The organism is Acidovorax sp. 99 (assembly GCF_003096455.1).
Taxonomy (GTDB): Bacteria; Pseudomonadota; Gammaproteobacteria; order Burkholderiales; family Burkholderiaceae_C; genus Acidovorax; species Acidovorax delafieldii.
The window spans coordinates 4731344-4744310 of record NZ_QEKU01000001.1; the positions used below are offsets into that span (position 1 = coordinate 4731344).

The 12967-nt window shown below is 66.1% G+C and carries 14 protein-coding genes; 9 read left to right on the forward strand and 5 right to left on the reverse strand.

All coding sequences use genetic code 11. The annotated features are described in order from the left end of the window. Positions 1-116 precede the first annotated feature (116 nt). From C8C95_RS21770 to C8C95_RS21785, 4 genes are all read left to right on the forward strand, one after another. Entirely contained in the window at positions 117-1805 is a 1689-nt protein-coding gene (locus tag C8C95_RS21770) for a SulP family inorganic anion transporter (RefSeq protein ID WP_116749972.1), read from the forward strand. Positions 1806-1896: 91 nt separating this feature from the next. Then, positions 1897-2670 (forward strand): GGDEF domain-containing protein, encoded by a 774-nt coding sequence (locus tag C8C95_RS21775; protein ID WP_116750407.1) that lies wholly within the window; start codon positions 1897-1899, stop codon positions 2668-2670. 10 nt (positions 2671-2680) lie between these two features. Next, positions 2681-3535 carry a MinD/ParA family protein gene (locus C8C95_RS21780; protein WP_015013942.1) on the forward strand — a complete coding sequence of 285 codons (855 nt, stop codon included), beginning with the start codon at positions 2681-2683 and terminating at the stop codon, positions 3533-3535. Between the two features lie 87 nt (positions 3536-3622). Further along, entirely contained in the window at positions 3623-4405 is a 783-nt protein-coding gene (locus C8C95_RS21785) for a sulfurtransferase (protein ID WP_116750408.1), read from the forward strand. Between the two features lie 63 nt (positions 4406-4468). Here C8C95_RS21785 and C8C95_RS21790 read toward each other — a convergent pair whose 3' ends face one another. The 5 genes from C8C95_RS21790 to C8C95_RS21810 all read right to left on the reverse strand — a co-directional run bounded on the left by C8C95_RS21790 (position 4469) and on the right by C8C95_RS21810 (position 7686). After that, positions 4469-5368 carry a pirin family protein gene (locus C8C95_RS21790; protein WP_116749973.1) on the reverse strand — a complete coding sequence of 300 codons (900 nt, stop codon included), beginning with the start codon at positions 5366-5368 and terminating at the stop codon, positions 4469-4471. Beyond that, positions 5365-5772: an OsmC family protein gene (locus tag C8C95_RS21795; RefSeq protein ID WP_015013939.1), complete on the reverse strand. Its 408-nt coding sequence runs from the start codon at positions 5770-5772 to the stop codon at positions 5365-5367. The genes C8C95_RS21790 and C8C95_RS21795 overlap by 4 nt, the downstream gene beginning before the upstream one ends. A gap of 60 nt (positions 5773-5832) precedes the next feature. Then, entirely contained in the window at positions 5833-6387 is a 555-nt protein-coding gene (locus C8C95_RS21800) for a flavodoxin family protein (protein WP_108497527.1), read from the reverse strand. Between the two features lie 143 nt (positions 6388-6530). Beyond that, positions 6531-6944, reverse strand: coding sequence for a DoxX family protein (locus C8C95_RS21805; protein ID WP_116750409.1), 414 nt, complete (start codon positions 6942-6944; stop codon positions 6531-6533). A gap of 40 nt (positions 6945-6984) precedes the next feature. After that, positions 6985-7686: a pirin family protein gene (locus C8C95_RS21810; protein WP_056063164.1), complete on the reverse strand. Its 702-nt coding sequence runs from the start codon at positions 7684-7686 to the stop codon at positions 6985-6987. 104 nt (positions 7687-7790) lie between these two features. Between C8C95_RS21810 and C8C95_RS21815 the strand changes: the two genes are divergently transcribed. The 5 genes from C8C95_RS21815 (at position 7791) to C8C95_RS21835 (ending at position 12856) form a co-directional block, all read left to right on the forward strand. Further along, on the forward strand, positions 7791-8729 hold the full coding sequence (locus C8C95_RS21815; protein ID WP_056744595.1) for a LysR family transcriptional regulator: 939 nt from the start codon (positions 7791-7793) through the stop codon (positions 8727-8729). 97 nt (positions 8730-8826) lie between these two features. Continuing rightward, positions 8827-9969 carry an FAD-dependent oxidoreductase gene (locus tag C8C95_RS21820; protein WP_116749974.1) on the forward strand — a complete coding sequence of 381 codons (1143 nt, stop codon included), beginning with the start codon at positions 8827-8829 and terminating at the stop codon, positions 9967-9969. A gap of 65 nt (positions 9970-10034) precedes the next feature. Next, positions 10035-10991, forward strand: coding sequence for a tRNA glutamyl-Q(34) synthetase GluQRS (gene gluQRS / locus C8C95_RS21825; protein ID WP_116750410.1), 957 nt, complete (start codon positions 10035-10037; stop codon positions 10989-10991). Next, entirely contained in the window at positions 10988-11761 is a 774-nt protein-coding gene (gene trmB, locus C8C95_RS21830; RefSeq protein WP_110958553.1) for a tRNA (guanosine(46)-N7)-methyltransferase TrmB, read from the forward strand. Before gluQRS ends, trmB begins: the two co-directional genes overlap by 4 nt. A gap of 39 nt (positions 11762-11800) precedes the next feature. After that, the gene (locus tag C8C95_RS21835; protein WP_116749975.1) at positions 11801-12856 is read left to right on the forward strand and encodes a GGDEF domain-containing protein; all 1056 of its coding nucleotides are present in this window, start codon (positions 11801-11803) and stop codon (positions 12854-12856) included. Positions 12857-12967 lie beyond the last annotated feature (111 nt).

Consider the following 12967-nt stretch of genomic DNA (forward strand, 5'->3'; position numbering starts at 1 on the left):
CTCACTGTAGGCAGCGGGCCGCGGCTTGCGGGTCGGACATCGCCGAAGTGCTTGTAGGACGGCAACGCCAGACGCGCATCGGCCGCACTCCCTGCGGAGCGGGTGACAATCGGGGCATGACCGTGTCTTCGCTCGCCCGTTGGCTTCCTTTTTTGAAATGGCCCCGCCCTGACCGACAACTGCTCAAAGGGGAGTTCTGGGCGGGCATGACGGTGGGGCTGATGCTGGTGCCGCAGGGTGTGGCCTATGCGGCGCTGGCGGGCATGCCGCTGGTCACGGGCATTTACGCATCGCTGATTCCGGCGTTGGTCGCCGTGCTGTTCAGTTCATCCACCCGGCTGGGGGTGGGGCCCACGGCGCTCACCAGTTTGCTGATCGGCGCCTCGCTCACCGGCCTGGCCGAGCCAGGCAGTGCGCAGTGGGTGGCCCTGGCGGCATGGATGGCCCTGCTGTCGGGTCTACTGCAGATGGTGATGGGCATGGCGCGCTTTGGCTGGTTGCTCAACCTCGTGACCTCACCCGTACTCAATGGTTTTACGCAGGCGGCGGCCTTGCTGATCCTGGGGTCGCAGTTGGGTGCACTGACCGGGTTGCGGGCTGCCGACTGGGGCGCCCTGCTGTCTACGCCATCACTGGGGCTGTTCGACCTGACTGCAGCGGGCTTCGGCCTGGGAAGCCTCGCTTTGCTGATGCTGGCGCGCCGCGTGTTGCCCCAGTTCCCGGCGGCCATCGTGGTGGTGGGTGCTGCGGGTGCTCTGAGCTGGGCCCTGGGTTATGCCGATGCAGGTGGCGCAGTGGTGGGCGCCTTGCCATCCGGCTTGCCAGCGCCCTATTGGCCCGGCGCCCTGCCCTGGTCCAGCTTCAGTGCATTGGTCATGCCCGTGCTGGTGGTGACGCTGGTGAGCTTTCTGGAGACGGCATCGAGCGCCAAGGTGGAAAGCCAGCGCTCCAAGGAGCAGTGGAACGAAAACCAGGACCTGATTGGCCAGGGCCTGGCCAAGATCAGCAGTGGCCTGTGCGGCAGTTTTGCCACGAGTGCGTCGTTTTCACGCTCGGCCATCAACCTCTACGCCGGTGCCAAGACGGGCTGGGCCACACTGTTTGCGATCAGCCTGGTGCTGGTTGTGCTGCTGTGGCTGACGCCCGCGCTGTACCACGTGCCGCAGTCGGTGCTGGCGGCGGTCGTGGTCACGGCCGTCACCAGCCTCATCAAACCGGGCACCCTGATGAGGCTGTGGCGGGTGTCGCGGGTAGAGGCAGTGATCGGCGGCGTCACCTTTGCCCTGACCCTGGCCACGGCGCCGCGCATGTACTGGGGCGTGCTGGTGGGCTTGCTGATGAATCTGAGCCACTTTCTCTACCAGCGACTGCACCCGCGCATCATTGAAGTGGGCCTGCACCCTGATGGAAGCCTGCGCGACCGGCACCTGTGGCACTTGCCGCCACTGGCACCCCGGCTCCTGGCGTTGCGCATGGATGCGGAGCTGGACTTTGCCTCTGCCAGCGCTCTGGAGCGGCGCGTGACCGAACACTTGGCCGCCCACCCCGAGGTGCTGCACCTGTGTCTGCTGGCGCAGCCCATCAACCGCATCGATGTGACCGGCGTGGAAACCTTCGCCCAGTTGCTGGCGCAAATGGAACTGCGGGGTGGGACATTGCATCTGAGCGGACTGAAGCTGCCAGCAGAGCAGGTCTTGCGGCAGGCGGGGTTGCTGAAGCTGGGCCCCGGGCTGGCCATGTACCGCACCGATGCCGAGGCGCTGGTGGCGCTGCAGCAGCTTCCCCAGCCCGTGGCGCGGGCGTGAGCCGGGTTTTACCTACGCTGCGCCGGCCTTGCGTTGGCCCTGTTCTTGCTGGCGCGCTGGTACACTTGCCTAACTCTCATTGTTCCAATTTGTGTCTGACTCTGCGGCCTCTCATCTGGTAGATCTGCGCGACCTTCGCCTGGATACTGCTCACGCTCTGGTGGCTCAGGCCGGCGGCAGCGAGGCAGCACTGCACCGCGAGGTGCCTTCTCAGTACCTGCAGGGTCTCATCGATGGCCTGTGCGAGCTGTCGCTCAAAGACCCGCTCACTGGCCTGGCCAACCGCAGACATTTCCGCGCGGTGCTCGAGCGCGAGATCGACCGCGTCACACGCTCAGGCGAGGCAGCACTGCTGCTGATGCTGGACCTCGACCATTTCAAAAAGGTGAACGACACCCACGGCCACCTGGCTGGTGACGTGGTGTTGCAGTCAGTGGCCCGCACGCTCAGTGCTTGCGTGCGCCCCATGGACACCTTGGCCCGCTACGGCGGTGAAGAATTTGCCGTGGTGCTGCCCGCCTGTCAGGCTGCCTTTGGCCGCGTGGTGGCAGAACGCATCCGGCGCGCGGTGGCCAACACGCCCATCCGCATTTCTCCCACGGTGGAGCTGAACGTCACCGTGAGCATCGGTGGCGCGTTCGCCATGCAGTGGATCCGCTCCACCACCCTGCTGTGGACCGACCGGGCCGACCACCAGCTCTACCAGGCCAAGGCGTCGGGCCGCAACCGCGTCAGCATCGAGGAACAACCCGACAGCACCGTCAGTGCCGAAGAGAAAAGCCTGTTGTTTGGCCCGCTCTACACCCCCTCGGGTTGGGGCGACCTGCCTCCACTGGACCCCAACCCAACAGGCAGCGCCTACTGAAAGTTAGATGATGAGCGACGCGCTGTCCCCCCAACCCACCACACCTGCAGCCCCTGCAGGCCCTGCCGCCCCCCTGGCCTCGGCCGCTTCTGGCGCCCGCATCATTGCGGTGACCAGCGGCAAAGGTGGTGTGGGCAAGACTTTCGTATCGGCCAACCTGGCCGCCGCCCTCACCCGCCGAGGCCAGCGCGTGCTGGTGCTCGACGCCGACCTGGGCCTGGCCAACCTGGACGTGGTGCTGAACCTGCACCCCAAGATCACCCTGCACGACGTGTTCACCGGCAAGGCCGCGCTGGACGACGCCGTGATCGCCGCGCCCGGTGGCTTTGACGTGCTGCTGGCCGGCTCGGGCATGGTGGAGTATTCACGCCTCACGCCCGAAGTGCGCAACCAGTTCCTGAACGTGATCCAGGCGCTCACGCCGCGCTACGACGTGGTGCTGCTCGATACCGGCGCCGGTATCTCCGACGTGGTGCTGTTCTCGGTGTCCCTGGCCTCCGAGGTGCTGATCGTGGCCACGCCCGAGCCCACTTCGCTCACCGACGCCTACGCTGCCATCAAGGTGCTGGCCATGCAGCAAAAACGCCAGCATGTGCGCATGGTCATCAACCAGGCGGCGCGTCCGGGCGATGGCCGCGCCATCACCAGCCAGCTGCAGCAGGTGCTCGACCGCTTTGTGAGTACCGAATCCGGTCGCCCCATGCGGCTGATCCACATGGGCGACATCCCGGCCGACCCCTCGGTGCGCGACGCCGTGATGCGCCGCCAGCTGCTGCTGCTGCAGACCCCCGGCTGCCCGGCGGCACTGGCCATTGCCCAGCTGGCCAACAAGATCGAGTCCACACTGCTGTCGCCTGCTGCCTGACTCGGATACGCCGGGCGGCGCATGAGGCGCAGCCCGGCCACCGTGACCCACAGGCCCGCCAGCGGGCCTTTGTGCATTTTTACTGCCGTGAACACTACCGACACCGTCCTCAACATCTCCTGCTACAGGTTCGTGCCGCTGCCCGATGCCGCCGCGCTGCGCGATGTGCTGCATGAGCGTGCAGTGGCCGCCCATCTCAAGGGCACCATCCTGCTGGCCGAAGAGGGCATCAACTTCTTTCTGGCGGGTCCGGCCGAAGCTGTGCGGGGTTTTGTGGCTCAGCTGCGTACCGACGAACGCTTTGCCGACCTGGAGCCCAAGGAGAGCTGGTCGGCCACGGTGCCGTTTCGCAAGATGCTGGTCAAGGTCAAGCGCGAGATCATCCGCATGGACCACCCCACCATCCGCCCCGCCGCAGGCCGTGCGCCTTCGGTAGACCCGGCCACACTGCGCCGCTGGCTGGACCAAGGCCATGACGACGACGGCCGCGAAGTGGTCACGCTCGATACCCGCAACGCCTTCGAGGTGGACGCAGGCACGTTCGACAACGCCATCGACTGGCGCATCGACAAGTTCACCGAGTTTCCCCCTGCACTGCGCGCGCACAAAAGCGAACTGCAGGACAAGACGGTGGTGAGCTTCTGCACCGGCGGCATCCGCTGCGAAAAAGCCGCCATCCTCATGCGCGAGGAAGGCCTGCCCCATGTCTACCAGCTGGAGGGTGGCATCCTGAAGTACTTTGAGCTGACAGACGGCGCACACTACCACGGCGGGTGTTTTGTGTTTGACGAGCGCCGCGTGCTGGACACCGGGCTCGCCATCGACACGCCTACAGCGGCTGCAGCCGCTACAGAAGTCGCTATCAAATAATGAGCTGCCAGCGCTTTATGTACTAGCGCTACAGCCCATTTTTATCCACATATCACGCTTTGATCACGCCTTGAAGCGGTGTTCCGGCAGGGGTATCCACTCCACCTCGCCCGGCACCTGGCCCATGGCCTGGGCCTCCCAGTCGCTGGCGGCCTGCACGATACGGTCCTTGCGGCTGGAGACAAAGTTCCACCACATGTGGCGTGGCGCATCCAGCGGCTCGCCGCCAATCACCATCAGGCGCACGGCACTCTCACCCGCCGTCAAACGCAGGGGCTGGCCGGGTTCCGCCACAGCCAGAATGTGCGCAGGCACCTCATCGCCGTTCAGCGACACGGGTGCATCCACGGTGTACACCGCCAGCTCGGGCACCAGCGCCGGAATCTCTATCGTGGCGCCGGCAGACAACTGAATGTCCAGGTACAAGGTGCGCGAATACGTGGCCACCGGCGAGGTCTGACCAAAGGCCTCGCCAATCAACACCCGCACGGTGGCGCCATCCACCAGCAGCTCCGGAATGGCCGCCGCAGGCGTGTGTACAAACGAGGGGTCGGCTTCCTCGTGGGCGGCCGGCAACGCAGCCCAAAGCTGGATGCCATGGTTCACATAAGCCTGGTTCGCCAGGCTCTCCGGGCGGCGCTCGGAGTGCACGATGCCCCGCCCGGCCGTCATCCAGTTGATGGCGCCTGGTTCGATCTGCTGCACATAGCCCAGGCTGTCGCGGTGCATGATGGCGCCCGAGAACAGGTAGGTCACCGTCGCCAAACCGATGTGCGGATGGGGCCGCACGTCGTGGCTGTCGCCCGGTGCCACGGTCACCGGACCGAAGTGGTCGAAAAACAGGAAGGGCCCTACGGCCTTGCGCTGCACTGCGGGCAGCAGGCGACGCACAGTGAAACCGCCGCCCAGGTCCTTGGCATGGCCCGTGAGGGGCAGAAAAGAAGTGCTGGGGGTATCGCTCATGCCGCACGCTCCACCACGGTGCTGATCTCGGTCGTCACCGTGGTCATCAGCTTGTGAACCGGGCATTTCTGCGCCACGGTTTCCAGCTCGGCGATCTGGGCATCGGTGAGGTCACCGCTGACCTGCAGCCGGGTTGCGAGACGGTAGACGCCCGCACGCTCGGCCGAGGCGTCGCGCTCGACCACGGTCTGCACATCGTCCACCGGCAGGCCCTTGCGGCGCGCATACCACAACACCGTGAGCGCCTTGCAGGCCCCCAGGGCAGCGTCATACAGATCGTGCGGGCTCGGGCCGCTGTCGGTGCCGCCCTCTTCCACACTGCCATCGGCCACAAGGTCGTGCGCACGGATGTGCACGGTCTGGGCCATGGGCGCGCCGGGGACGCGCCGCAATTCAACTGCCATGGGGTGTTCTCCTGGTTGTGCTGGGGCGCGCCACTGTAGCGCCAAAAAGGCGGCTGCGCCTTAACGAGAGAGGCGTCGGGCCACGTCGGCCACACGCTGGCCAAACTGCTTGCCCGTCTCCAGGTCGCCAGGGAACATCTCGGCGGCCGAGGCGTCCGACGGCGACTGGGACATGGCGCCGCTGAACGAGCCGATCCAGTTCACATCGTTGCGCGTGGCCGCCTTGGAGTTGGCGGGCATCATGCCGTTGCCCACCCAGATGCCACCGTGCTGCATGGCCAGGTGGAACATGTAGTCCAGCGTGATCTGCTTGTCGCCGTTGGTGCTAGCGCTGTTGGTAAAGCCAGCGAACAGCTTGTCCTTCCAGGCCTGGCTGAACCAGGGCTTGGACGAGGCGTCGGCAAATTTCTTGAACTGCCAGCTGGGGCCCGCCATGTAGGTCGGCGAGCCAAAGATGATGGCACTGGCAGCGGCCAGCGTTTCCCAGCCGCCTTCGGGCAGGTTGCCCTCCGCATCAATGGCGACCAGCTGGGCGCCTGCACCTTCCGCCACAGACTGCGCCAGGCGCTGCGTGTGACCATAACCCGAGTGGTAAACAACTGCGATGTGTGCCATGAGATAACTCCTGTTGAAACGATGAGGGAACGAGACCAGGGGAAAGAACCAAAAGAACTACCAACAGAACGACAACCAACGACGAGATTGAATGCCAGAACCTGCACCCCTGCGGGTTGCAGGCCCTTTCCATGCCAACCGGATCAGCGGTCCGAGCGGCGTGCGTCCAGGCTCCAGGCGCCGGCGCCAAACACTGCCAGGGCCAGCAGGCCGCCGGTCACGCCCACGTTCTTGAAGAACATGAGCTGCTGCATCATTTGCTTGTCAGCGGGCAGGTTCCAGTAGGCATGAAAGAAGAAGCTGGCCACCAGCGTGAAGAAGGCCAACGCCAGTGCGGCAAACCGGGTGCCCACGCCAAAGATCAGCGCCAGGCTGCCCAGCACTTCGACCGCCGCCGCAACCGCTGCCGCCACCGTGGGCATGGGCAGGCCCACCGAGGTGATGTAGCCCACGGTGCCGGCAAAGCCGGTCAGTTTGCTGATGCCCGCAGGCAGGAACAGGGCGGCCAGCAGCAGGCGCGATGCCAGGGCCAGAGGGTTTTGCAGGGATGTGAACATGGTGAAGAACTCCTGAGTGAAAGTGGTGACGAGGTAAAGATCAGGCGGCCAGGTCAAACACCAGCACCTCGGCGTCGTGGCCATCGGTCAACGACAAGGTGGTTTCCTTTTCCATCAGCAGCGCGTCGCCGCCCGACAGGGCCTGGCCGTTGGCGCTCAGCGCGCCACGCACCAGGTGCACATAGGTCTTGCGGGCGGGGTTCAGCGCCAGGGTGGCGGACTCGTCACCATCCAGCAAGCCCGCATACAAGGCTGCGTCAGCATGGATCTTCACCGAGCCCTGGGCGCCGTCGGGCGATGCCACCAGGCGCAGGGCGCCGCGCTTTTCAGCCTCGGCAAAGGTCTTTTGCTCGTAGCTGGGCGGGATGCCGCGTACGTTGGGCTCGATCCATATCTGCAGAAAATGCGTGGTCTGGCCAGCAGCGTGGTTGAACTCGCTGTGCTGGACGCCGGTGCCTGCGCTCATGCGCTGCACGTCACCGGGCGGGATGCCCTTGACGTTGCCCATGCTGTCCTTGTGGGCCAGTTCGCCCGACAGCACGTAGCTGATGATTTCCATGTCGCGGTGGCCATGGGTGCCAAACCCGGTGCCCGGCGCAATGCGGTCTTCGTTGATGACGCGCAGGTTGCCAAAGCCCATGTGGGCAGGGTCGTAGTACCCGGCGAACGAGAAGCTGTGGAAGGAATTGAGCCAGCCATGGTCGGCGTGGCCCCGGTCTTGCGATTTACGAACAGTCAGCATGTGAGTGCTCCTTTCAAGACTCGACTGTAGGACTGCCACACCCGCTGCGGGCACAGACGGATTGATGGAAATGTTCAAATAATCTGAATTAACATGGTGTCACCATGCAAAACGCCCGCGATGTCCTCACCCCCGATGCACTGACCATGCTGCAGGTGATTGCCGAGGCCGGCAGCTTTGCCGCCGCAGCACGGCAGCTGGGCCTGGTGCCCAGCGCCCTCACCTACCGCGTGCGCCAGATCGAAGACGCACTGGACGTGCTGCTGTTCGACCGCAGCGCCCGCCAGGCCCGCCCCACCGAGGCCGGGGTAGAGCTGCTGCGCGAAGGCGCGCGCCTGCTGCAGGACATCGACGCCGTGGCCCACCGCGTACGCCGCGTGGCCACGGGCTGGGAGCCGCAGCTCACACTGTCGGTGGACGGCATCATCTCGCCCCACACCCTGCTGGAGCTGGTGGACGCGTTCTACGCCATGAAGCCCCCCACACGCCTCAAGCTGCGCGACGGCATCATGACCGGCACGCTGGAGGCGCTGACCTCCGGCCGCGCAGACCTGGCCATTGGCGTTTCGGTGGCCAGCAACAACGTGGCCGGCCTGCAGCAAGGGCTGCTGGGCGATGTGCTCTTCATCTACGTGGTGGCGCCCCATCACCCACTGGCCACCGCGCCCGAGCCCATCTCCGACGCCACGCTGCTGGAGCACCGCGCCGTGGCCGTGGCCGATTCGGCCACGCGTGGCGGCGCTACCATGGGCCTGCTGGGCGGGCAGGACGTGCTGACGGTGGACACCATGCAGGCCAAGGTGCGCGTGCAGTTGCGCGGCCTGGGCGGAGGCTTTCTGCCCGAACCCATGGTGCGCCCTTACCTGGAAGCCGGGCGCCTGGTGGCGCGCCGCGTGGCCCGGCCCGAACGCAACGTGCGCGTGCACTACGCCTGGGGTGGTCCTGGCTTCACCGCACCCGGCCGCGCGCTGCAGTGGTGGCTGAACCAGCTGCAAAGTCCCGCCACACGCCGCGCTCTGCTGGAAAACCACCATCATTTGTGACCCTGATCAAGTGCGCACAGGCCGGCACCGCGTGTAGAGTGGTTCCTGTTGGTTCTGCATCGCATTTCTTTTGCCGACCGTCACCGAAAGGCCTCCCATGAGCAAACCTGATCCTCTCCCCGCCAAACGGCTCCGACGCACCAGCGCCCTGATCCCTGCGGCCTCCGCAGCGCCCGCCACCCCCATCACCCCCTCCGGCAAACCGCAGCGCCACTTCGCCATCATCGGCGCAGGCATGGCGGGCATTGCCTGCGCCCGCACCCTGGTCCAGGCCGGCCACCGGGTGACGGTGTTCGAAAAATCCCACCAGGCCGGTGGCCGCACCGCCACCATCGACAGCCCCTTTGGCAACTTTGATGCCGGCGCCCAATATTTCACCGTGCGCGACCCGCGTTTTGCCCGCGCCATCGACACCGTGCCCGGCATCTGCAAGCGCTGGAGCGCCAATTCGGTCCAGGTGCTGGACGCTGCAGGCCGCGTAGCCGCCGTGGGCCTGCCCCACCGCGAGGCCCATTGGGTGGCCAGCCCGGGCATGCAGTCGCTGGTCACCACCTGGGCCGACCCCCTGGTTCAAGCAGGCCAGCTCATCACCCACACCCGCGTCACCCGCATCGAACCCGACGCCGTGAACGCACCCGGCTGGCAATTGCGCACCGAAGGCGCAGGCGGCGAGCAACATGTGTACGCAGGCTTCGATGCCGTGCTGCTGGCCCAGCCCTCCGTGCCTGCGCAGGCCCTGATTTCCGGCTCCGGACTCGACTCCCCGCTGGCCGACGCCATGTCCAAGGTCGCCATTGCCCCCTGCTGGACCCTGATGCTGGCCTACCCCCAGGCCGTGCGCCCGGGCCTGACCACACTGGGCCCGCAATGGAACGCTGCGCGCAGCACCCACCACCGCATTGCATGGCTGGCGCGCGAGTCGTCCAAGCCGGGGCGCAATGTGGTGGAGCGCTGGACGGTGCAGGCCAGCCCCGCCTGGTCGGCAGAACACCTCGAAGACGACGAAGCCCGCGTGCAGGCCAAGCTGCTCAAGGCATTTGCCGAGGTCACTGGCATCCGGGCCGAGCCTGCGCATGCCGACACCCGCCGCTGGCGCTACGCGCAAACCACCCACCCGCTGGGCAAGAGCCACCTGTGGGATGCCAAGGCCGGGCTGGGTGCGTGCGGAGACTGGTGCCTGGGGCACCGGCTGGAAGATGCCTTTGTGTCGGGCCTGGAACTGGCACTTGCCGTGGCATGACGGGGGGCGTAGGAGCAACGCCGCACAACGAGGGCAGCCCCACAGCACGCCCAGAGGAGCGCAATGTGGGGCGCTATGTGGGGCGGTTTGCCCCCTCCCCCACGGGCCCGCTGCATGCGGGCTCTCTGGTGGCCGCGCTGGCCAGCTGGCTGGATGCACGTGCACACAACGGCCGGTGGCTGGTGCGCATCGAGGATGTGGACCAGCCCCGCTGCGTGCCAGGGGCGGACACCTTCATCCTGCAGCAACTGGCTACCTGTGGCCTGCACCCCGATGCCCCGCCCCAGTGGCAGTCTGCGCGCAGCAGTCTGTACCAGCGCGCCCTGGACCAGCTGGTGGCGCAGGGCGATGCCTACCCCTGCGCTTGCTCACGCAAGGACATCGAAGACGCCCATGCCGCCCAGGGCCATGCCCGCGAGAGGCATGCCGCGCTGCCTTACCCCGGCACCTGCCGCCAGGGGCTGCACGGCCGCACGGGGCGCTCCTGGCGCTTCAATGCCACAGACTTCAAGCCAAAACAGCCGATTGCGCTAGTGGATCATGCCTGGAGCGCTATCTATTCAGTAGCAGACGGAATTCTGCAGTGGCGCGACCGCCGCCTGGGACGCCAGCAGCAACAGGTGGCTAACACCGTAGGCGACTTTGTGCTGCGCCGCGCAGACGGGTTGTGGGCTTACCAGCTGGCCGTGGTGGTGGACGATGCCGACCAGGGCATCACCGACGTGGTCCGGGGGGAAGACCTGGCCGACAACACCCCGCGCCAGATCCTGCTTCAGCAGGCGCTGGGGCTGCCCACGCCGCGCTATCTGCACACCCCCCTGGTGTGCGGTGACAACGGCGAAAAGCTCTCCAAACAAAACGGCGCGCAGGCGCTGAACCTGGACAACCCTTTACGGGCCTTGTCGCACGCCGCGCTGGCCCTGGGCTTGCCCGCTGTGGCAAATCTGCACAACATTTGCATAGCCGACGCACTGGCACAGTGGGTCGCGGCGTGGCGACGAAACTACAATGGCCCACCGTGACCGAATTGACCACAGCCTCCGCCCCCGCCAGTGCTGCGCCCGCAGCCTCCACCGTCCCCGCAGCGCCCACCGCACCGGGATCTGCCCCCGCCGGTGTGACCTACCCCAAAACTATCAAGAGCTTTGTGCGCCGCGCCGGCCGCACCACCACGGGCCAGGCCAAGGCCTTTGAAGACTTCGGCCCGCGTTTTGTGCTGCCCTACACCGCTGCCCCGCTGGACGCCACCGCCGCCTTTGGCCGCAGCGCGCCGCTGGTGCTGGAGATCGGTTTTGGCATGGGCGAGGCCACGGCCCATATTGCCCGCGTGCGGCCTGACGACAACTTTCTGTGCTGCGAGGTGCATGAACCCGGCGTGGGCGCCCTGCTCAAGCGCATTGGCGAACAAGGGCTGACCAACATCCGCATCTTGCAGCACGACGCCGTGGAGGTGATCGACCACATGCTGCCGCCCGGCGTCCTCGACGGCGTGCACATCTTCTTCCCCGACCCCTGGCACAAGAAAAAGCACAACAAGCGCCGCCTGATCCAGCCCCCGCTGGTGGCCAAGCTGGCTGCACGCCTCAAGCCCGGCGGCTACCTGCATTGCGCCACCGACTGGCAACCCTACGCAGAGCAGATGCTGCAGGTGCTGAGCGCCGAGCCCCTGCTGCAAAACACCGCAGACGGCTTTGCACCGCAACCCGACTACCGCCCGCTGACCAAGTTCGAAAACCGAGGCCTGCGACTGGGCCATGGGGTGTGGGACGTGGTGTTTGTGCGCCGTAACTGACCCAACGACATGCCCCGATCGGCCCGCAGCACACCGCCTATGAAACCCATCCTGCAAAACCTGGTGGAGATGACTGGCCACCGCGACCACCTGCGGCTGGAAGTGTCGGTGCTGTCCACGCTGCAAAAACTCAGCAGCATCATCGAGGTGCGGGCCCTGGAACTGTTCACGGAGGGCGGCGTGCCCCATGTGCGCCCCCGCACTTGGGTGGACAACGGCCAGCTGGTGTCCACCGACTCCGAAGCCGCAGCCGACCCCCGCCGGGAGCCGCTGGACCAGTACCCCGCCCTGCGGGACTGCGTGGACAACCGGGGCGAGCGCGCCCTGGCCTCGCCCCGCCGGGGCCGCCATGTGCTGTGGCTGCCGGTGTGGATGCACGACAAGGTCAGCACCTGCCTGGAGATCACCCAGTCGCGCCCGTTCTCGGCCCACAAGCTTGACGTGCTCATGGGCGTGTTTCAGGTGTACCAGAACTACCAGAGCCTGCTCGACTACAGCGAGCGCGATGCGCTCACCGGCCTGTTCAACCGCAAGACGTTTGACGAGCAGTTCTCCCGCTACACCATGAGCGGGCTGGCCAGCCGTAAGGGCGCCGTTACCGAGTCCTTTGCGGCCGAGGAAACCGCAGTGGCCAGCGACAACGAGCCCCTGCAGCAATGGCTGGCGGTGGTGGACATCGACCACTTCAAGCAGGTCAACGACCGGTTCGGCCACTTGTATGGCGACGAGGTGCTGATCCTGATCGCCAACATCCTGCGCAGCTCTTTCCGCAGCCATGACCGCATCTTCCGCTTTGGCGGCGAGGAGTTTGTGGTGCTGCTGCGCTCCACCACACTGAGCACCGCCCACAAGGTGTTCAACCGCTTCCGGCTGGCCGTGCAGGAGTACCACTTCCCGCAGGTGGGCCAGGTCACGGTGAGCCTGGGTTTTGTGAGCACCACGCGCGGCTCGCCCGTAGAGATTCTGGGCCAGGCCGACCAGGCGCTTTACTACGCCAAGGAACACGGCCGCAACCAGGTCTGCTTCTACGACGATCTGGTGGCCAGCGGTCAACTGGCGACCAAGGTCGCCAACGACGACGTCGAGCTGTTCTGACCGGACCGGGGCCCATGGCCCCATGGCCATATGGCCCGCTGTCCGCTGCGACAAGGCTGGCCCTCGCAAGAACGCATTGCCCCATCGTCCACCGTAGGGCGCCCTTCACCT